The following is a 21,908-nucleotide window of genomic DNA, read 5'->3' on the forward strand; positions in this document are numbered from 1 at the left end:
TATTAAAAATCAAATGTTAATTCTAAAGTTAGCAACTAAGATAGGAGAGCTATATGTCTAATTCATTTATCAAATTGTTAGTCTCTCAATTGTTTGCAAATTTAGCAGATATTTTCTTTAGAGTAACAATCATTGCTAACATATACATTATTTCAAAATCAGTAATTGCCACGTCACTAGTTCCCATTTTAATAGGGATATCCTCTTTTGTTGCGAGTCTTTTAGTTCCTTTAGTTACTAAAAGGATAGCGCTCAATAGGGTTTTATCTTTATCCCAATTTGGAAAGACTATATTATTGGCGATACTGGTAGGAATGTTTACCGTAATGCAATCCGTAGCGCCTTTGCTAACCTATCTATTTGTTGTGGCAATTTCAATATTGGATGGTTTTGCCGCACCTGTTTCTTATGCTATTGTGCCTCGCTATGCGACCGATTTGGGTAAGGCTAACTCAGCTTTATCAATGACTGGTGAAGCTGTTCAATTGGTAGGGTGGGGGTTGGGTGGACTCTTGTTTGCAACAATTGGTCTGTTGCCTACCACGTTTATCATTTTAATCTTGTATATCATTTCTAGCTTTCTGATGTTATTTCTTCCGAAGGCTGAAGTGGAGGTGTTAGAGTCAGAAACTAATCTTGAAATTTTGCTCAAAGGTTGGAAGTTAGTTGCTAGAGATCCTAGATTAAGACTTTTTGTATCAGCAAATTTATTTGAAATTTTCTCAAATACGATTTGGGTTTCGTCTATCATACTTGTCTTTGTAACTGAGTTATTAAATGAAACGGAAAGTTACTGGGGATATTCTAATACAGCATATTCTATCGGGATTATAATTAGTGGCTTAATTGCTTTTCGGCTATCTGAAAAGTTTCTTGCTCTTAAGTGGGAAAGTATTCTTTTTTCTCTTGTAGCCATGGCAATAGTGACGCTGACTATTCTATTTTTTCCAAATGCACAGATGTTTTTAGTATTTTCAGCTTTAGTTGGTATGTTATCGCAGCTAAAAGAAGTTCCTGAAAGTGTATTTCTTCAGGAAACAGTAGAGGAAAATAACTTGGTTAATGTCTATTCCGTTCTGGAAGTGATTTCGACACTAGCATTTTCAGTATTTGTTTTGCTAATGAGCTATATTACTGAGAATTTTGGTATTAGCATCAGTTTTTGGCTATCAGCCATTTGTCTGATGATAGAAGCTATTTTAATTTATATCAGACGAGATTATTTTAGGTAAGAGACTAGTTAAAAAGTCTTGAAAAATTAGAAAAGCGCATAGTATCAGGTGTTGAAAAAACTTGATATTGTGCGTTTTATTATGGGAAGATTTTCTTCATTTTCTCCTGAAATTGAGTTTTTGCCCAGCCTCACTCTATTTAAAATATACATAGAAAAAGCGCATAATCCTTAAAGTAAGCTGAAATCTAGTGAAAATGTACGGTAAACAATTGAAAAACTAGCCTATAAAGTGGTACAATGGTAGAAAAATACTATAGTAAGAGTCTATCTTATTTAGCAAAAATTACAGAAATGAATGGTTTTTCTTGATGAAACAGAGAAAAGAATTGTACCTCTTTCTTGGTCGGACAGTCTTGTATTTTCTTATCTTTCTGGGGCTGCTTTACTTCTTTAGCTATCTTGGTCAGGGTCAAGGAAGCTTTATCTATAATGAATTTTAACTTGAAGGAGAATTCCTATTGTGTCAAATAAACCAATAGTAGATATGATTGAAACCATTGAGCATTTTGCTCAGACACAGCCTAGCTATCCTGTTTACAATGTTTTGGGGCAGGAACACACTTATGGAGATTTAAAGGCTGATTCGGATAGTTTGGCTGCAGCCATTGATCAACTGGATTTGCCAGAGAAGTCTCCTGTGGTTGTTTTTGGTGGCCAAGAATATGAAATGTTGGCAACTTTTGTAGCGCTGACTAAGTCAGGTCATGCCTACATTCCAATTGATAGCCATTCGGCTTTGGAGCGAGTTTCAGCTATTTTAGAAGTAGCGGAGCCAAGTTTGATTATTGCCGTTTCAGACTTCCCATTGGAGCAGGTTTCTACGCCGATGATGACTCTAGCTCAGGTTCAAGAAGCCTTTGCTCAAGGGTCTAGATATGAGATCACGCATCCAGTCAAGGGAGATGATAACTACTACATTATCTTTACTTCTGGTACGACTGGTAAGCCAAAGGGAGTGCAGATTTCACATGATAATCTCCTCAGCTTTACCAACTGGATGATTACGGACAAGGAATTTGCGACGCCAAGTCGTCCGCAAATGCTGGCTCAGCCACCTTATTCTTTTGACTTGTCTGTCATGTATTGGGCACCGACATTAGCACTTGGTGGTACACTTTTCGCTCTTCCTTCAGCTATTACTCAGGACTTTAAGCAACTCTTTGCGACCATCTTTTCATTGCCAATCGCTATCTGGACATCAACGCCTTCTTTTGCGGATATGGCCATGTTGTCTGAAGACTTTAATAGCGAGAAAATGCCTGGTATCACGCATTTCTACTTTGATGGAGAAGAATTGACGGTCAAAACGGCTCAAAAACTACGTGAGCGTTTCCCAAATGCCCGTATTATCAATGCTTATGGCCCAACAGAAGCGACAGTGGCCCTGTCAGCAGTTGCCGTGACAGATGAGATGCTAGCGAATCTCAAACGTCTACCAATTGGCTATACCAAGGCTGATTCTCCAACCTTTATCATTGACGAGGAAGGAAATAAACTGCCAAATGGTGAACAGGGAGAAATCATTGTTTCAGGACCGGCCGTCTCAAAAGGTTATATGAATAATCCTGAAAAAACAGCAGAAGCCTTCTTTGAGTTTGAAGGTCTGCTAGCCTATCACACAGGTGATGTGGGAACCATGACAGATGAGGGCTTGCTTCTCTACGGCGGACGCATGGACTTCCAGATTAAGTTCAACGGTTACCGCATTGAGTTAGAAGATGTCTCTCAAAACCTCAATAAGTCTCGCTTTATCGAGTCTGCTGTTGCAGTACCGCGCTATAATAAAGACCACAAGGTGCAAAATCTTCTAGCCTATGTCATCTTAAAAGATGGTGTTCGTGAGCAGTTTGAGCGTGATATCGATATTACCAAGGCCATTAAGGAAGACTTGACAGATATTATGATGTCTTATATGATGCCGTCCAAATTCCTTTATCGAGACAGTTTGCCACTGACTCCAAATGGAAAAATTGATATCAAAGGATTGATTAATGAGGTAAATAGGAGATGATGGAGTTTTTTAAACAGCTTCCTCATTTAGAGCCATACGGCAATCCTCAGTATTTTGTCTATGTGATTGCTGCAACCTTGCCCATCTTTATCGGCCTCTTTTTCAAGAAACGCTTTGCCTGGTATGAGGTATTGGTTAGTCTCTTCTTTATCGTTACCATGCTGGTAGGTGGGAAGACTAATCAATTGGCTGCCTTGGGCATTTATCTGTGCTGGGAAATATTGCTCTTGCTTTTCTATAAGCACTATCGAAAAAGTAAGGATGGTAAGTGGGTTTTCTACCTAGTTAGTTTTCTGTCCCTACTGCCGATTATCTTTGTCAAGGTGCAACCAGCTATCAATGGAACGCAGTCTTTGCTTGGATTTTTGGGAATTTCTTACCTGACCTTTCGTTCGGTTGGGATTATCATCGAGCTGAGAGATGGAGTGATTAAGGATTTTAGCCTCTGGGAATTCCTCCGCTTCCTACTCTTCATGCCGACTTTTTCAAGCGGGCCAATCGATCGCTTTAAGCGGTTTAATGAAAATTATCAGACCATTCCTGAGCGAGATGAGTTGATGGATATGCTGGAAGAGGCTGTCAAGTATATCATGCTTGGCTTTCTATATAAGTTTATCATAGCTCATATTTTAGGAGAGACCTTACTCCCTCCTCTGAAGAATCTAGCCCTACAGTCAGGTGGCTTTTTTAACCACTATGCCTTGGCAGTTATGTATACCTTTGGTCTAGAACTTTTCTTTGACTTTGCAGGCTACTCTATGTTTGCCTTGGCCATTTCAAATTTGATGGGAATTCGTAGCCCTGTCAACTTTAACAAGCCTTTTTTATCTAGGGATTTAAAAGAGTTTTGGAATCGCTGGCACATGAGTCTGTCTTTCTGGTTCCGTGACTTTGTCTTTATGCGAATGGTCATGGTGTTGACCAGAAAGAAGGTCTTTAAGAATCGCAATGTAACCTCAAGTGTGGCCTATATTGTAAATATGCTGATTATGGGATTTTGGCATGGAGTGACCTGGTACTATATCGCCTATGGCCTCTTTCATGGATTAGGCTTGGTTATTAATGATGCTTGGATTCGTAAGAAAAAAACGCTCAATAAGGAACGGAAAAAAGCAGGGAAAGCTGCTCTACCTGAGAATCGCTGGATTCAGTTGCTTGGCATGGTTATCACCTTCCATGTCGTCATGCTGTCATTCTTAATCTTTTCTGGATTTTTGAATGATTTATGGTTTAAAAAATAAAAGGAAATAAAATATGGATATCAAATCAGAAGTTATTGAAATTATTGATGAGTTGTTTATGGAAGATGTTTCTGACATGATGGATGAAGATCTTTTTGATGCAGGTGTCTTGGATAGTATGGGAACGGTTGAGTTGATTGTGGAGATTGAAAACCGTTTTGATATTCGTGTCCCTGTTACAGAGTTTGGTCGCGACGACTGGAATACAGCCAATAAAATCATAGTTGGTATTGTGGAGCTACAAAATGCTTAAACGCTTATGGTTAATCTTTGGGCCTATCTTCATAGCTGGATTTTTGGTTCTTCTACTCATCTTTTTTTATCCAAGTACAACAAGCCATAATCTGACGGAGGAGAAATATTCGGCGGCTTCTGTTAGTGTAGAGAGTTTTAAAGAGAGAAGCCAAAAAGTAAGGGCTCTTACAGATCCAAATATGCGTTTTATTCCTTTTCTAGGGTCCAGTGAATGGATTCGATTTGATAGTGTCCATCCAGCTGTTTTAGCCGAGAAATACCATCGTCCCTATCGTCCTTACTTTTTAGGTCAAGCAGGAGCAGCCTCTCTAAATCAATATTTTGGCCTACAGCAAATTTTGCCAGAAATAGAGGATAAGCAGGCAGTATTTGTAATTTCGCCTCAGTGGTTTACGGAGGCTGATTATGAACCCGCAGCGTTTCAGAGATTTTTTAACAGTGACCAATTGACAGCTTTTCTGGAAAATCAATCTGGTGACACTGCTGCAAAGCATGCGGCTATTCGATTGTTAAAGCAGAATCCTAATGTTGCATTAAAAGGCATTGTTCAAAAACTGTCAAAGGGTGAAGAATTATCAGAGGTTGATCAGGTTGCTATTAATATTTTTGCCCGATTCAATGAGAGACAGGCTTCTCTATTTGGTCAGTTCTCCATTAGAGGAAAACTCAAATATAAGGAACATGTGGAAAATTATTTAAAAGATCTTCCAGATCAATTTTCTTACCAAGAGTTAGAAAAAATTGCTCGAAAGGATGCAGAAGCCAATACGACCAATAATGATATGGGGATGGAAAATCATTTCTATACGAGAGAGGTTAAGAAGGATTTGAAAAAATGGGAAGGGTATCAAAAGAATTACAGTTTCCTAAAATCATCTGAATATAATGATTTACAGTTGGTTCTCAATCAATTTGCAAAATCGAAAGTTAATGTCCTCTTTGTCATCCAGCCTGTCAATAAGAAATGGATGGACTACACAGGGCTCAGAGAAGATATGTACCAGCATGCAGTGGAGAAAATTCGTTACCAATTAGAAAGTCAAGGTTTCACTAATATTGCTGACTTTTCAAAAAATGGAGGGGATCCTTATTTTGTTAAGGATACCATTCACCTAGGTTGGTTGGGTTGGCTTGCTTTTGATAAGGCAGTTGATCCTTTCCTATCCAATCCCACGCCAGCTCCGACTTACCATCTGAATGAACGCTTTTTCAGCAAAGATTGGGCGACTTATGATGGAGATGTCAAGACATTCAAATAGATAATAATATATAGAAGAGTTCAAGAATGAAACTGGTTTTCACGTTTTTTCTTGACTCTTTTTTTGGTTGTGATATAATTAACCAGTAAATAATTTTTCAAAGAATAGTATTTTTCTCTTAAAAAAGAGAAGTCCAAAAGGAAAGGAGTCAGATATGAGACAGCTAGCGAAGGATATCGATGCTTTTTTAAATGAGGTGATTTTGCAGGCGGAAAATCAGCATGAAATTCTAATAGGTCATTGTACTAGCGAGGTAGCTCTGACCAATACCCAGGAGCATATCCTCATGCTCTTGTCGGAGGAATCTTTAACCAATTCAGAGTTGGCTCGTCGCCTCAATGTCAGTCAGGCGGCGGTTACCAAGGCCATTAAATCTCTGGTTAAGGAAGGGATGTTAGAAACATCTAAAGATCCTAAGGATGCGCGTGTGATTTTTTACCAGTTGACTGATTTGGCTCGTCCAATCGCTGAGGAGCACCATCATCACCATGAGCATACACTTTTAACTTATGAACAAGTGGCGACTCAGTTTACTCCAAATGAACAAAAAGTGATTCAGCGGTTTTTGACTGCTTTAGTAGGAGAAATCAAATAATGAGATACATTACGGTAGAGGATTTATCCTTCTATTATGATAAGGAGCCTGTTCTTGAACATATCAATTATAGTGTTGATAGTGGGGAATTTGTTACCTTGACAGGGGAGAATGGGGCAGCTAAGACGACACTGATTAAGGCCAGTCTTGGAATTCTTCAGCCACGCATTGGAAAGGTAACTATTTCAAAGACAAATACGCAGGGTAAGAAATTGAGAATAGCCTATCTTCCCCAGCAGATTGCCAGTTTTAATGCTGGTTTTCCAAGTACGGTTTATGAATTTGTCAAATCTGGTCGCTATCCGAGAAAGGGTTGGTTCCGTCGCTTGAATGCTCATGATGAGGAGCATATCAAGGCTAGTCTGGACTCAGTTGGCATGTGGGAACACAGAGACAAACGCTTGGGTTCTCTATCTGGGGGGCAAAAGCAGCGAGCGGTGATTGCGCGTATGTTTGCTTCTGACCCAGATGTGTTTATCCTAGATGAGCCGACAACGGGGATGGATGCAGGAAGTAAAAATGAATTTTACGAACTCATGCACCACAGCGCCCATCATCACGGCAAGGCTGTTTTGATGATTACTCATGACCCTGAAGAAGTTAAGGACTATGCGGACCGCAATATTCATCTAGTCCGTAACCAAGACTCGCCATGGCGTTGTTTCAACGTTCATGAGAATGATCAGGAGGTGGGCCATGCTTAGTTTATTATCTTATGACTTTATGCAACGTGCCTTTCTGGCTGTTATTGCTATGAGTCTTTTCTCGCCAGTATTAGGAACCTTCCTTATCTTGCGCCGTCAGAGTTTGATGAGTGATACCCTCAGCCACGTCTCGCTTTCAGGTGTAGCCTTTGGTCTGGTCCTAGGGATTTCTCCGACTGTTTCTACGATTGCCATTGTCTTGATTGCGGCGGTCTTTTTGGAGTATCTCCGTACGGTTTACAAGAGCTTTATGGAAATCGGGACAGCGATCCTCATGTCAACAGGTCTGGCTGTTTCTCTGATTGTCATGAGTAAGGGTAAAAGCTCGAGTTCAATGAGTTTGGACCAGTATCTTTTTGGTTCAATCGTGACGATCAGCGAAGAGCAGGTTATTTCCCTCTTTGTCATTGCGGCGGTTGTTTTGATTTTGACCTTCCTCTTCCTTCGTCCTATGTATATCTTGACCTTTGATGAGGATACGGCCTTTGTGGATGGCTTGCCAGTTCGTACCATGTCCATTCTTTTTAACATGGTTACAGGGGTGGCCATTGCCCTTATGATTCCTGCTGCAGGAGCTCTTTTGGTATCGACTATCATGGTCTTGCCAGCTAGTATTGCCCTGCGTCTGGGGAAAAACTTTAAATCGGTTATGCTGCTTGCCAGTGCGATTGGATTTTTGGGAATGGTAGCAGGACTTTACATTTCCTACTATGCAGAAACACCTGCAAGTGCAAGTATTACCATTATTTTTGTAACTGTCTTTTTACTCATTAGTTTAGTAAGACGTTTTATCAAATAGGAGACTAACGTGAAAAAAATTAGCTTATTGTTCGCCAGTCTATGTGCCTTGTTTTTAGTGGCTTGTTCCAATCAAAATCAGGCAGATGGCAAACTCAATATCGTGACAACCTTTTACCCTGTCTATGAATTTACCAAGCAAGTCGCAGGAGATACTGCTAATGTAGAACTCCTCATCGGTGCTGGTACAGAACCCCATGAATATGAACCGTCTGCCAAGGCAGTTGCCAAAATCCAAGATGCAGATACCTTCGTTTATGAAAATGAAAACATGGAAACATGGGTTCCTAAATTGCTAGATACCTTGGATAAGAAAAAGGTGAAAACCATCAAGGCGACAGGCGATATGTTGCTCTTACCAGGTAGCGAGGAAGAAGAGGGAGACCATGACCATGGAGAAGAAGGTCATCACCATGAGTTCGATCCCCATGTTTGGTTATCACCAGTTCGTGCCATTAAACTAGTAGAGCATATCCGTGATAGCTTATCAGCAGATTATCCTGATAAAAAAGAGACCTTTGAGAAGAATGCTGCTGCCTATATCGAAAAATTGCAAGCCTTGGATAAGGCTTATGCAGAAGGCTTGTCTCAAGCCAAACAAAAGAGCTTTGTAACGCAACATGCAGCCTTTAACTATCTGGCCTTGGACTATGGACTCAAACAAGTCGCAATTTCAGGCCTCTCTCCAGATGCAGAGCCATCAGCTGCTCGCTTGGCGGAATTGACAGAGTACGTTAAGAAAAATAAAATCGCCTATATCTATTTTGAAGAAAATGCCTCACAAGCCCTTGCTAACACACTTTCAAAAGAAGCAGGTGTCAAAACAGATGTCCTTAATCCTTTAGAAAGTCTGACAGAAGAGGATACCAAGGCTGGAGAAAACTACATTTCCGTGATGGAGAAAAATCTCAAGGCTCTAAAACAAACAACAGACCAAGAAGGCCCAGCAATCGAGCCTGAAAAGGCAGAGGATACCAAGACAGTTCAAAATGGTTATTTTGAAGATACAGCTGTCAAGGACCGCACCTTGAGTGACTATGCAGGTAATTGGCAGTCAGTTTATCCTTTCCTTGAAGATGGAACTTTGGATCAGGTCTTTGACTATAAGGCTAAGTTGACTGGTAAGATGACTCAGGCTGAGTACAAGGCCTACTATACAAAAGGCTATCAGACAGATGTAACTAAGATTAAAATCACTGATAACACTATGGAATTTGTTCAAGGTGGACAAAGTAAGAAATATACTTACAAGTATGTTGGTAAGAAAATATTGACTTATAAGAAAGGCAATCGTGGCGTGCGCTTCCTTTTTGAAGCCACAGATGCAGACGCTGGTCAGTTCAAGTATGTTCAGTTTAGTGACCACAATATCGCCCCAGTTAAGGCAGAACATTTCCATATCTTCTTTGGAGGCACAAGCCAAGAAGCCCTCTTTGAAGAAATGGATAACTGGCCAACCTACTACCCAGATAACCTATCTGGCCAAGAAATCGCCCAAGAAATGTTGGCACATTGATGAGAAACCGACTAGATCATAGGAGCTAGTCGGTTTTTTGGGTACTAGATGGCTAACTTCATGATAGATCTTTCAGATACATAAGGCGCTTTAAAAAATAAATAAAACTCTTGAAATATCGGGGCTTGTATGTTAGAATGATTTTAACGGACAAGGTTCATTAGAACACCAAAGCCCCTAACTATGCCAGTAGTTAAGGGCTTTTTTGACGTATCTTAGAGATTTAACGGGTGTTGATAGGCTAGTCACTCGGTCTACTTCTTACCATCTAGCCATTTGCAGACGAAATACAAGATAATTCCTGCTATGACGTCCGCTATAATAGTAAGAACGAGCTCTGGGGCAAGGTTCATTAGTTTCACCTCCTCTCACGAACCGTAAGGAACGTAATCGGTAACCGATGACAAAAATAGTATACACATCAAATTTAGATCATCAACCTCACTTAATGCTTGAACTATTGGAGTGCGGTTCACTTCAATGATGTTTTTTGTGAGTCTTTTAAAGGGATTAACCGTTACTTGTTTCGTTTCTTTGTCCACGACTTGTAATGTTCAGATAGTATGTTGATAATCAACGGAGTTAGAAAGAACTCGTATGGTGCACCTAATTCTTTACCAGTTGGTTTAGCAAGAAATCAGACGACAATGTGACAATTCACCTCTAATTATGGACATTTCAGGAAAAATCGCAGTAAAAACTGCACAGCCTTCTTTAAATGTGCTATAATACAGGAAAAATAATGATGGAGGTCACGATAATGGCAACATTTTTGATGATTTTTGTGGTGGTTTGTGTGCTCCTATTGGTGATAGTCACACTGAGTACAGTTTATGTAGTTCGTCAGCAGTCGGTGGCGATTATTGAACGCTTTGGGAAATACCAAAAGGTTGCCAATAGCGGTATTCATATTCGCTTGCCTTTTGGGATTGACTCGATTGCAGCGCGGATTCAGTTGCGCTTGTTGCAAAGTGATATTGTGGTTGAGACTAAGACCAAGGATAATGTGTTCGTTATGATGAATGTGGCGACACAGTACCGTGTCAATGAGCAGAGCGTGACAGATGCCTACTATAAACTCATGCGTCCAGAATCTCAGATTAAATCTTATATCGAAGACGCTCTTCGCTCTTCTGTTCCCAAATTAACCTTGGATGAATTGTTTGAGAAAAAAGATGAGATTGCCCTTGAAGTTCAACACCAAGTGGCGGAAGAAATGACTACTTACGGTTATATTATTGTGAAAACCTTGATTACTAAGGTCGAACCAGATGCAGAAGTCAAGCAATCCATGAATGAAATCAATGCGGCGCAACGTAAGCGGGTCGCAGCGCAAGAATTGGCGGAAGCAGACAAGATTAAAATCGTCACTGCAGCTGAAGCCGAAGCAGAAAAAGACCGCCTTCATGGTGTGGGGATTGCCCAACAACGTAAGGCGATTGTGGATGGATTGGCAGAGTCTATCACAGAACTCAAGGAAGCCAATGTTGGTATGACAGAAGAGCAAATCATGTCTATCCTCTTGACCAACCAGTATTTGGATACCTTAAATACCTTTGCTTCTAAAGGAAATCAAACGATCTTTTTACCAAATACGCCAAATGGTGTGGATGATATCCGTACACAAATCTTGTCAGCCCTCCGTGCTGAGAAGAAATAATAGACTAAAGAGCCTGGAGTCAGGCTCTTTTTAGTGTTCGTGAGAGATAGGTCTTAGCTATTCATAAAAGTTACTAACAGGTTGTGGATAAGTGTGGATAACTTCTGATTATTTTAGTGATAATTCTTATTTGTGTGACCAATTTAGTAACTTTTGAGGATTATAAAGTAGTTTTAATTGCTGAAACTCAAGAGTTAAGCACAGTTTGGGATAGTTATTCACAGATTGTGGATAATCTTGGGGATTGCAGATTTTTTATTATTTAGCGATGACTTGGTAGCCAGCTAAGTATAAAGGTTAGTTGTTCAGCTTTTAAGAGGTTTTGGTGTTGAATAGTTGATACGAGTGTTTTATCCAGTCGGCATTCTTTTACAAAGTTAAAATGGCTGTGGTTTTGCTCAGTATGAATATCTAGCCATTTATCTTCTTTAGCGAGATAGACTCGGAGGTGGTCAAAGAGAGGGATTCCGAGATCATAGCTTGGTTTTCCTGGACAGGTCGGATAAAATCCGAGAGCTGACCAGATGTACCAAGCAGAGAGACTACCATTGTCTTCATCGCCAGGATAGGCTTCCCAACTTGGGTGAAAAGCTTTCTGACGGAGCGTCTTGATGAGAAGGGCAGTGTAGTAAGGGTAGTTGCTGTAACGGAATAGATAAGGAATGTGGAAGCTAGGTTGGTTGGAAATGGCGAGTTGCCCAAAAGGAGCGGTAGCCATCTCGCTCATTTCGTGAATCTCGTAGCCATAGCCTGTTGTCTCAAAGAGGGGAGCATCTTGACAGGTTTTCAAAAGATAGTTGCTAAAGGCTTCTTTTCCACCCATAAGCTGGATTAAGTCTGGGATGTCATGGAGGACGCCTAAAGTTGCTTGAATGGCAGAGCATTCGGCATAGTCGCGTCCCCAACCATAAGGAGAGAAGTCAGGACGGAAGTTGCCTTGACCATCACACGCTCGTATGTAACCTGTCTCAGCGTCAAATAGATAGCGGTAATTTTGTGATGCGGCCTTGTAGGTTTCAGCGATTTCTATTTTCCCTAGTTTTTCAGCACAGCTAGCGATACAAAAATCGCTATAGGCATAGTCTAGGGTGTGGCTGACGCTTTCGTGGTGGTCGGTAGAGAGGTAGCCCAGTTCTTGGTATTGGGCTAGTCCGTGACGACCATTGATGCCGAGAGGGTCGGACTTGCTGGCTGTTTCAAGCATGGCTTGAAGGAGTTCTTCTTCCAAGTCGGGAGCCATGTCCTTGCAGGCGCTATCGGCGATAATACCGTCTATAAGTGTACCTGGCATCATACCCCGTTCATCTGGAGCCAGCCATTTTGGAAGGAAACCAGTATCGCGGTAGTTATTGAGAAATCCTTCTAAGAAGCGGTGGTAGTGTTCCGGTATGATAAGGGCAAAGAGGGGGAATGTGGTGCGGAAGGTATCCCAGAAACCATTATTGCTAAAGAGGACACCGGGCTTTACAGTTCCAGTAGCCAAATCTTTGTGGATGGCTTGCCCTGATTCATCAACCTCATAAAAAGTCTGAGGAAAGAGGAAGAGTCTGTAGAGACAGTGGTCAAAGAAGGTTCGGTTAGCTTCTCCTGTCTCTATAATGTCAAAACGATGGAGGAGATTTTCCCAATCCGCTTGGGCACTTGCTTTACAGCCTTCAAAATCTTCTTGAGGTAGATTAAGCAGAGCTTGAGAAGGAGAGATGAAAGAAGTCCCTAGCTGAATTTCAGCATGACTATCTGCCAGGTCGATTCGCCAGTCTCCACCTTCTTGGCTGATAGCAAGGATATCCGTATTCATTTGCAGGACAGTGAACATCGTTAGTGGATTTTTGTTGGTTTCAGTTTTTCCTTCTTGTCGCAGGGCAAGATTCCGCTTATCTACTTGCTCTACGGTCAGTTCATCTGCTGCGTGGAGATAGAGGGAGAGAGCTTTTCCTTGCTTTTGCTCCAAACGAATAGAAGCACCGTAGCAAGTCGGTGTGAGCTGGCTTTCAATCTGATAGCGCAGGGAGAAAATCTTCAGATAATGAGGTTGGAAAGAGGCTTTATCCATATCATAGGAAGATTGGCGATGAAAGAGACTGTCTCCGCCCAGTTGGCCTGTGACAGGTGTTAGAAGGAGCCAAGAGTAGTCTCCAATCCAAGGACTGGGCTGGTGAGTTAATCGAATCCCCTGAAAGATAGGCAGATGTGGATCGAAAAACCAAGAGCCCTCCTGGTCACTGGTCTGGGGTACAAAGTAATTCATCCCAAAAGGCACGCCTGTGTATGGCAGGGTATTTCCCCGAGAAAAGGCATGCTTGCTGGCAGTTCCAAAGCGGGTATCGATGGTTTCAAGTAGTGGTTTCATAGTCTTTCCTTTAGCTGTTTTTCTACATTATATCAGAAAAAGATAGCCTTTAGAAAAGGAGTTTCAAAGATAACTATTTTGTAGAAAAATGACTATCATTTGTGTATGTATTTTCTGTCTCAAAAGCTATATACTGAAAATGAAACTTGTTTGAAAGAGGATACTGCACGATGATTTATTCAAAAGAAATTGTTAGAGATTGGCTGGATGAAGTAGCAGAGCGGGCCAAGGACCATCCGGAGTGGGTGGATGTCTTTGAGCGTTGCTATACAGACACCTTGGACAATACGGTTGAAATCCTAGAAGATGGTTCAACTTTTGTCTTGACTGGGGATATTCCTGCCATGTGGCTTCGAGATTCGACAGCCCAACTCAGACCCTACCTGCATGTGGCTAAAAGAGATGCCCTCCTGCGTCAGACCATTGCAGGTTTGGTCAAGCGTCAGATGACCTTGGTACTCAAGGATCCTTATGCCAATTCTTTCAACATTGAGGAGAACTGGAAGGGGCACCACGAGACTGACCACACAGACCTTAACGGCTGGATTTGGGAACGTAAGTACGAGGTAGACTCGCTTTGCTATCCTTTGCAGCTGGCTTATCTCCTCTGGAAAGAGACTGGCGAGACTAGTCAGTTTGATGAGACTTTTGTCGCAGCGACCAAGGAAATTCTTCATCTGTGGACAGTGGAACAAGACCACAAGAATTCTCCTTATCGTTTTGTCCGCGATACGGACCGCAAGGAAGATACCTTGGTAAATGATGGCTTTGGCCCTGATTTTGCAGTGACAGGCATGACCTGGTCAGCTTTTCGTCCGAGTGATGACTGCTGTCAGTATAGTTACTTGATTCCGTCAAATATGTTTGCAGTTGTTGTTTTGGGGTATGTTCAAGAAATCTTCGCAGCATTAAACCTAGCTGATAGCGAGAGTGTTATCACAGACGCTAAGCGTCTTCAGGATGAAATCCAAGAAGGGATCGAAAATTACGCCTACACAAGCAACAGCAAGGGCGAAAAGATTTATGCCTTTGAAGTGGATGGTCTAGGAAATGCCAGCATCATGGATGATCCAAACGTACCAAGTCTGCTGGCTGCACCTTATCTGGGTTACTGTTCGGTCGATGATGAAGTGTATCAAGCAACTCGTCGTACCATTTTGAGCCCTGAAAATCCATATTTCTACCAAGGAGAATACGCTAGCGGTCTCGGAAGTTCTCATACCTTCTATCGCTATATCTGGCCAATCGCTCTGTCTATCCAAGGCTTGACAACGACAGATAAAGCAGAGAAGAAATTCTTACTGGATCAGCTGGTTGCTTGCGATGGTGGTACTGGTGTTATGCATGAAAGCTTCCACGTAGATGACCCAACTCTTTATTCTCGTGAATGGTTCTCTTGGGCCAACATGATGTTCTGTGAGTTGGTCTTGGATTACTTGGATATTCGTTAATCTAGGATTTTACTTGTTTTTAGCCAATTTACCAAGACAAAGTAGCTAAATATATACTTCTTTCAAATTTCATCTCAAATCATAGTTAAATTCTTGATAAATAAAATATTTAGAGTTAAACTGTTGGTGATTTGTTGAATTTGATTGAGCAAATCTTACATCCAAAAACGTTAACAATAAAAATTTAAATTTAGAATGAGGTTTTACTTCATGGAAAATGTTGTCGTACATATTATCTCACATAGTCACTGGGATCGTGAGTGGTACTTGCCTTTTGAAAGCCACCGTATGCAGTTGGTGGAATTATTTGACAATCTCTTTGATCTCTTTGAAAATGACCCTGAGTTCAAGAGCTTCCACTTGGATGGTCAAACCATTGTCCTTGATGACTACTTGGAGATTCGCCCTGAAAATCGCGACAAAGTCCAACGATACATCGACGAAGGCAAACTTAAAATTGGTCCTTTTTACATCTTGCAAGATGACTACTTGATTTCAAGTGAAGCCAATGTCCGCAATACCTTGATTGGTCAGCAAGAAGCTGCAAAATGGGGCAAATCCACTCAGATTGGTTACTTCCCAGATACTTTTGGAAATATGGGACAAGCTCCTCAAATCCTTCAAAAATCAGGCATTCACGTGGCAGCCTTTGGTCGTGGTGTGAAACCGATTGGATTTGACAACCAAGTTCTCGAAGATGAGCAGTTTACTTCCCAGTTTTCAGAAATGTACTGGCAGGGTGCGGACGGAAGTCGTGTCCTCGGTATCCTCTTTGCCAACTGGTATAGTAATGGGAATGAAATCCCAGTTGATAAAGACGAGGCCTTGACCTTCTGGAAACAAAAACTGGCAGACGTGCGTGACTATGCTTCGACCAACCAGTGGTTGATGATGAACGGCTGTGACCATCAGCCTGTCCAGAAAAATTTGAGTGAAGCCATTCGTGTGGCAAATGAACTCTTCCCAGATGTAACCTTTGTTCATAGTTCTTTTGATGAATATGTTCAAGCTGTGGAAAGTGCCCTACCAGAGCAATTATCAACGGTTACAGGTGAGTTGACCAGTCAGGAAACAGACGGCTGGTACACACTTGCCAACACTTCTTCATCTCGTATTTATCTCAAACAAGCCTTCCAAGAAAATAGCAACCTCCTAGAGCAAGTTGTAGAACCCTTGACTATTATCACTGGGGGTCATAACCACAAGGACCAGTTGACCTATGCTTGGAAAACTCTTTTGCAAAATGCGCCGCATGATAGCATCTGTGGCTGTAGCGTGGACGAAGTTCACCGCGAGATGGAAACTCGTTTTGCCAAGGTTAACCAAGTCGGAAACTTTGTTAAGAGCAATCTTCTTAACGAATGGAAGGGTAAAATCGCTACAGCTAAGGCTCAAAGTGATTATCTCTTTACTGTCATTAACACAGGCTTGCATGATAAGGTCGATACTGTCAGCACAGTGATTGATGTGGCGACTTGTGATTTCAAGGAATTGCACCCAACAGAGGGATACAAGAAGATGGCTGCCTTAACCTTGCCAAGTTATCGTGTGGAGGACTTGGATGGTCGTCCTGTAGAGGCTAAAATCGAAGACCTCGGAGCTAATTTTGAGTACGATTTACCAAAAGATAAGTTCCGCCAAGCTCGTATCGCTCGACAAGTGCGCGTGACTATTCCAGTTCACCTAGCACCGCTTTCTTGGACAACCTTCCAATTGCTGGAAGGAGAACAAGAACACCGTGACGGTATTTACCAAAATGGAGTAATTGATACGCCATTTGTAACGGTGAGTGTGGATGACAATATCACAGTCTATGACAAGACAACTCACGAAGCCTATGAAGATTTTATCCGCTTCGAAGACCGTGGTGACATCGGAAACGAGTATATCTATTTCCAACCAAAAGGAACAGAGCCAATCTATGCAGAGCTTAAGGGCTACGAGGTCTTGGAAAACACAGCTCGCTACGCTAAGATTTTGCTCAAACATGAATTGACCGTGCCTGTCAGTGCAGATGAAAAGCTAGAAGAAGAGCAAAAAGGCATCATCGAGTTTATGAAGCGTGAAGCTGGACGTTCAGAAGAATTGACAAGCATTCCTCTTGAAACTGAGATGACTATCTTCGTTGATAATCCACAAATCCGCTTTAAAACTCGCTTTACCAACACTGCCAAAGACCACCGTATCCGTCTCTTGGTCAAGACTCACAACAAGCGTTCAAGTAATGATTCTGAAAGCATTTATGAGGTAGTGACACGACCAAACAAACCAGCAGCTTCATGGGAAAATCCTGAAAATCCTCAACACCAACAAGCCTTTGTTAGTCTGTATGACGATGAAAAAGGTGTGACTGTATCCAACAAGGGATTGAATGAATACGAAATCCTTGGAGACGACACTATTGCAGTGACCATTCTGCGTGCGTCAGGTGAGCTAGGTGACTGGGGTTACTTCCCAACACCAGAAGCACAATGCTTGCGTGAGTTTGAAGTCGAGTTTGCGCTTGAATGCCACCAAGTCCAAGAACGCTTTTCAGCCTATCGTCGTGCTAAAGCCTTGCAGACACCATTTACCAGCCTTCAGCTTGCTAAACAAGAAGGAAGCGTGGCTGCGACTGGTAGCCTCTTGAGCCATTCTGTTCTCAGCATACCGCAAATCTGTCCAACAGCCTTTAAGGTATCTGAAAATGAAGAAGGCTATGTTCTTCGTTACTACAATATGTGTAGTGAAAATGTACGTGTACCGGAAAGCCAACATCTCTTTCTTGACCTACTTGAACGACCATACCCAGTTCATAGAGGTCTCATTTCACCACAAGAGATTCGTACAGAATTCATCAAAAAAGAAGAAATTTAATTTCAAAAAGTAAACATAAAAAGAAAGGAGGGGCGAAAAAGTAAGAATTAACTGCTTATTCGCCCCTTTTTATGGTAAAAACAATGACCATTGCAACGATTGATATCGGAGGGACTGGGATTAAGTTTGCTAGTCTGACTCCTGATGGGAAAATACTGAATAAGACAAGCATTCCAACGCCTGAAAGTTTGGAGGACTTACTAGCTTGGCTAGATCAACGTTTGTCAGAGCAGGATTATAGCGGGATTGCTATGAGCGTTCCAGGCGCGGTCAATCAAGAGACAGGTGTGATTGATGGCTTCAGTGCGGTGCCCTACATTCACGGATTTTCTTGGTATGAGGCGCTTAGCTCTTATCAGATTCCTGTCCATCTGGAAAATGATGCTAACTGCGTTGGACTCAGTGAATTACTGGCTCATCCAGAACTTGAAAATGCAGCCTGTGTCGTGATTGGGACAGGGATTGGCGGAGCCATGATTATCAATGGTAGACTTCATCGAGGTCGCCACGGCCTGGGTGGAGAATTTGGCTACATGACCACCCTTGCCCCTGCTGAAAAGCTCAACAACTGGTCACAACTAGCGTCAACTGGAAATATGGTGCGATACGTGATTGAAAAATCTGGTCAGACTGATTGGGACGGTCGCAAGATTTACCAAGAGGCCGCAGCAGGAAATACCCTTTGCCAAGAAGCAATTGAGCGCATGAACCGTAATCTGGCTCAAGGCTTGCTCAATATCCAATATCTTATCGATCCAGATGTCATTAGTCTGGGAGGCTCTATCAGTCAAAATCCAGATTTTATTCAAGGTGTCAAGAAGGCTGTAGATGACTTTGTTGATACCTACGAAGAATACACGGTCGCACCTCTTATCCAAGCCTGCACCTATCACGCAGATGCCAATCTCTACGGTGCCCTTGTCAACTGGTTACAGGAGGAAAATCAATGGTAAGATTTACAGGACTTAGTTCCAAACAAACTCAGGCAATCGACTTGCTAACAAAGCATATCTCTTTACCAGATGTGGAAGTGGCCGTCGCTCAGTCTGACCAATCCTCTATCTCTATCAAGGGTGAGAGTGGACAGTATCAACTGACCTACCGCAAACCTCACCAACTCTATCGCGCCTTGTCTTTGTTGGCAACAGTTCTAGCAGAAGGTGACAAAGTAGAGATTGAAGAGAAAGCAGCTTATGAAGATTTAGCCTACATGGCAGACTGTTCCAGAAATGCAGTTTTGAATGTAGCCTCTGCCAAGCAGATGATTGAGGTCTTGGCTCTCATGGGTTACTCAACCTTTGATCTCTACATGGAAGACACCTACCAGATTGAGGGGCAGCCCTATTTTGGTTACTTCCGTGGCGCCTATTCAGCAGAAGAGTTGCAGGAAATCGAATCCTATGCCCAGCAGTTTGATATGACCTTTGTGCCTTGTATCCAGACTTTGGCTCACTTATCAGCCTTTGTCAAATGGGGTGTCAAGGAAGTGCAGGAACTCCGTGATGTCGAGGATATCCTTCTTATCGGCGAAGAAAAGGTTTATGACCTGATTGATGGCATGTTTGCTACTTTATCTAAACTGAAGACTCGCAAGGTCAATATCGGGATGGACGAAGCCCACTTGGTTGGTTTGGGACGTTACTTGATATTGAACGGTGTTGTGGATCGTAGTCTCCTCATGTGCCAACACTTGGAGCGCGTGCTGGATATTGCTGACAAATATGGTTTCCACTGCCAGATGTGGAGCGATATGTTCTTCAAACTTATGTCAGCAGATGGCCAGTACGACCGTGATGTGGAAATTCCAGAGGAAACTCGTGTCTACCTAGACCGTCTCAAAGATCGTGTAACCTTGGTTTACTGGGACTATTATCAGGATAGCGAGGAAAAATACAACCGCAATTTCCGCAACCATCACAAGATTAGCCATGACCTTGCCTTTGCAGGTGGTGCTTGGAAATGGATTGGTTTCACACCCAATAACCATTTCAGCCGTCTCATTGCTCTTGAAGCCAATAAAGCCTGTCGTGCCAATGATATCAAAGAAGTCATTGTGACGGGTTGGGGAGATAATGGTGGTGAAACCGCTCAGTTTTCTATCCTACCAAGCTTGCAAATCTGGGCAGAACTCAGCTATCGCAATGACCTAGACCGTTTGTCTGCTCATTTCCAGACCAATACAGGTCTATCGGTTGAAGATTTTATGCAGATTGACCTTGCCAACCTTTTACCAGACTTACCAGGCAATCTCAGTGGCATCAATCCCAACCGCTATGTCTTTTATCAGGATGTTCTCTGTCCGATCCTTGACCGACACATGACACCTGAGCAGGACAAACCGCACTTCGCTAAGGCTGCTGAGACGCTTGCTGACATTAAAGAAAAAGCTGGCAACTATGCCTACCTCTTTGAAACTCAGGCCCAGTTGAATCAGATTTTAAGTGGCAAAGTCGATGTGGGACGACGTATTCGTCAGGCTTACCAAGCAGATGATAAAGGAAGTCTGCAAGAAATCGCAAGGCAAGAATTACCAGAACTCAGAAGCCAAATTGAAGACTTCCATGCCCTCTTTAGCCACCAATGGCTGAAAGAAAACAAGGTCTTTGGCTTGGATACGGTCGATATCCGCATGGGTGGACTCTTGCAACGCATTAAGCGAGCAGAAAGCCGTATCGAAGATTATCTGGCTGGTCAGATTGACCGCATCGATGAGTTAGAAGTGGAAATTCTGCCATTTACAGACTTCTACGCAGACAAGGACTTCGCAGCCACAACAGCCAACCAGTGGCATACTATTGCGACAGCTTCAACCATTTATACAACTTAAAAACAAGAACACCGTGCCTTACTCAGAGTGTTTCTCGTGAAACATCCCTTTCTTAAACAAGTACTCCACATAAAATAATTTGTGGAGTTTTTTCTATAATTAGTAGTTTAACCTAACCTTCAAATAGGAGTATACTAATAATGTAATCGTTATCAAAAGTCTAAAAAGGAATTTTTAGATAGATATCAAAATAAAAAGGGAGGAAATTATGAATAAGTTTTCAAAAACCTTGAGAGACAACTGGATCTTTCTCTTGATGGTTTTGCCAGGGGCACTCTGGTTGATTCTATTCTTCTACATTCCAGTATTTGGAAACGTGGTTGCCTTTAAAGACTACCACATGACCAGTAATGGATTCATAGATAGTATCGTGAATAGTAAATGGGTTGGACTCGATAATTTCAGATTCTTATTTAGTTCAAAAGACGCCTTTATCATTACTCGAAATACTGTCCTCTACAATCTCGGCTTTATCTTTATCGGTTTGATTGTATCAGTAGGGATTGCTATCATCCTAAGTGAACTCCGTTCTAAGAGAATGGTTAAGATCTTCCAAACTTCCATGTTGTTCCCTTACTTCTTGTCTTGGGTTATCATCAGTTTCTTTACAGATGCTTTCCTAAACATTGATAAAGGTGTGTTCAACCATTTCCTAGAATCTATTGGGATGAAGGAAATCAATTTCTACGCTGACTTGGGTATTTGGCCTTATCTCCTACTTTTCCTTGGTATTTGGAAAGGCTTTGGATATAGCAGTGTCATGTACTATGCGACAATCATGGGAATTGATCCAACCTACTACGAAGCAGCAACCGTGGACGGGGCCAGCAAATGGCAACGAATTCGCAATGTAACCATTCCGCAGTTGACACCATTGGTAACCGTATTGACCATTCTTGCAGTCGGAAACATCTTCCGTGCAGACTTTGGTCTCTTCTACCAAATCCCCCACAATGCTGGTCAGCTTTATAACGTAACCAACGTCTTGGACGTATATGTTTATAATGGTTTGACTCAGACAGCGGATATCGGGATGGCTTCAGCGGCAGGTCTCTATCAATCAGTAGTCGGCTTGATTCTGGTTGTCCTATCAAACTTACTTGCAAGACGAGTTGATCCAAACTCAGCCTTGTTCTAGAAAGGAGGAGAAT

At 42.0% G+C, this 21,908-nt stretch carries 17 protein-coding genes; 16 read left to right on the forward strand and 1 reads right to left on the reverse strand.

Going from position 1 to position 21,908, the window contains the following annotated elements; all coding sequences use genetic code 11:
- The first annotated feature begins 53 nt into the window (after positions 1–53).
- From D8855_RS00380 to D8855_RS00430, 11 genes are all read left to right on the forward strand, one after another.
- Entirely contained in the window at positions 54–1,232 is a 1,179-nt protein-coding gene (locus tag D8855_RS00380; RefSeq protein ID WP_045605253.1) for a ryptide export MFS transporter, read from the forward strand.
- Positions 1,233–1,542: 310 nt separating this feature from the next.
- Entirely contained in the window at positions 1,543–1,674 is a 132-nt protein-coding gene (locus D8855_RS00385; RefSeq protein WP_045605251.1) for a teichoic acid D-Ala incorporation-associated protein DltX, read from the forward strand.
- 20 nt (positions 1,675–1,694) lie between these two features.
- Positions 1,695–3,245, forward strand: coding sequence for a D-alanine--poly(phosphoribitol) ligase subunit DltA (gene dltA / locus D8855_RS00390; protein ID WP_125415505.1), 1,551 nt, complete (start codon positions 1,695–1,697; stop codon positions 3,243–3,245).
- Complete coding sequence (gene dltB / locus D8855_RS00395) at positions 3,242–4,486, forward strand: D-alanyl-lipoteichoic acid biosynthesis protein DltB (RefSeq protein WP_125415507.1); 1,245 nt, start codon at positions 3,242–3,244, stop codon at positions 4,484–4,486. The genes dltA and dltB overlap by 4 nt, the downstream gene beginning before the upstream one ends.
- Before the next feature lie 13 nt (positions 4,487–4,499).
- Entirely contained in the window at positions 4,500–4,739 is a 240-nt protein-coding gene (gene dltC, locus D8855_RS00400; RefSeq protein WP_053039805.1) for a D-alanine--poly(phosphoribitol) ligase subunit DltC, read from the forward strand.
- Positions 4,732–6,000, forward strand: coding sequence for a D-alanyl-lipoteichoic acid biosynthesis protein DltD (gene dltD / locus D8855_RS00405; protein ID WP_049491172.1), 1,269 nt, complete (start codon positions 4,732–4,734; stop codon positions 5,998–6,000). The genes dltC and dltD overlap by 8 nt, the downstream gene beginning before the upstream one ends.
- 154 nt (positions 6,001–6,154) lie before the next feature.
- Positions 6,155–6,595, forward strand: coding sequence for a zinc-dependent transcriptional regulator AdcR (adcR, locus tag D8855_RS00410; protein WP_001249308.1), 441 nt, complete (start codon positions 6,155–6,157; stop codon positions 6,593–6,595).
- Positions 6,595–7,299: a metal ABC transporter ATP-binding protein gene (locus D8855_RS00415; RefSeq protein ID WP_001269496.1), complete on the forward strand. Its 705-nt coding sequence runs from the start codon at positions 6,595–6,597 to the stop codon at positions 7,297–7,299. The genes adcR and D8855_RS00415 overlap by 1 nt, the downstream gene beginning before the upstream one ends.
- Complete coding sequence (locus D8855_RS00420) at positions 7,292–8,098, forward strand: metal ABC transporter permease (RefSeq protein ID WP_000950038.1); 807 nt, start codon at positions 7,292–7,294, stop codon at positions 8,096–8,098. The genes D8855_RS00415 and D8855_RS00420 overlap by 8 nt, the downstream gene beginning before the upstream one ends.
- 9 nt (positions 8,099–8,107) lie before the next feature.
- The gene (adcA, locus tag D8855_RS00425; RefSeq protein WP_125415509.1) at positions 8,108–9,613 is read left to right on the forward strand and encodes a zinc ABC transporter substrate-binding lipoprotein AdcA; all 1,506 of its coding nucleotides are present in this window, start codon (positions 8,108–8,110) and stop codon (positions 9,611–9,613) included.
- Between the two features lie 775 nt (positions 9,614–10,388).
- Positions 10,389–11,273 carry an SPFH domain-containing protein gene (locus tag D8855_RS00430; protein ID WP_004235732.1) on the forward strand — a complete coding sequence of 295 codons (885 nt, stop codon included), beginning with the start codon at positions 10,389–10,391 and terminating at the stop codon, positions 11,271–11,273.
- Between the two features lie 262 nt (positions 11,274–11,535).
- On the opposite strand, the gene D8855_RS00435 is transcribed toward D8855_RS00430, so the two are convergent.
- The gene (locus tag D8855_RS00435) at positions 11,536–13,623 is read right to left on the reverse strand and encodes a GH92 family glycosyl hydrolase (protein ID WP_061589660.1); all 2,088 of its coding nucleotides are present in this window, start codon (positions 13,621–13,623) and stop codon (positions 11,536–11,538) included.
- Between the two features lie 170 nt (positions 13,624–13,793).
- Between D8855_RS00435 and D8855_RS00440 the strand changes: the two genes are divergently transcribed.
- The 5 genes from D8855_RS00440 (at position 13,794) to D8855_RS00460 (ending at position 21,895) form a co-directional block, all read left to right on the forward strand.
- Positions 13,794–15,074 (forward strand): glycoside hydrolase family 125 protein, encoded by a 1,281-nt coding sequence (locus D8855_RS00440; RefSeq protein ID WP_125415511.1) that lies wholly within the window; start codon positions 13,794–13,796, stop codon positions 15,072–15,074.
- 210 nt (positions 15,075–15,284) lie between these two features.
- Complete coding sequence (locus D8855_RS00445; RefSeq protein WP_049509695.1) at positions 15,285–17,930, forward strand: alpha-mannosidase; 2,646 nt, start codon at positions 15,285–15,287, stop codon at positions 17,928–17,930.
- Between the two features lie 83 nt (positions 17,931–18,013).
- Positions 18,014–18,883 (forward strand): ROK family protein, encoded by an 870-nt coding sequence (locus D8855_RS00450; protein WP_042751872.1) that lies wholly within the window; start codon positions 18,014–18,016, stop codon positions 18,881–18,883.
- Positions 18,877–20,757 carry a beta-N-acetylhexosaminidase gene (locus D8855_RS00455; protein WP_125415513.1) on the forward strand — a complete coding sequence of 627 codons (1,881 nt, stop codon included), beginning with the start codon at positions 18,877–18,879 and terminating at the stop codon, positions 20,755–20,757. The genes D8855_RS00450 and D8855_RS00455 overlap by 7 nt, the downstream gene beginning before the upstream one ends.
- Before the next feature lie 208 nt (positions 20,758–20,965).
- Positions 20,966–21,895 carry an ABC transporter permease gene (locus tag D8855_RS00460; RefSeq protein WP_049552653.1) on the forward strand — a complete coding sequence of 310 codons (930 nt, stop codon included), beginning with the start codon at positions 20,966–20,968 and terminating at the stop codon, positions 21,893–21,895.
- The last annotated feature ends 13 nt before the right edge of the window (positions 21,896–21,908 follow it).

Source organism: Streptococcus mitis, assembly GCF_003942685.1.
Lineage (GTDB): Bacteria > Bacillota > Bacilli > Lactobacillales > Streptococcaceae > Streptococcus > Streptococcus mitis_CD.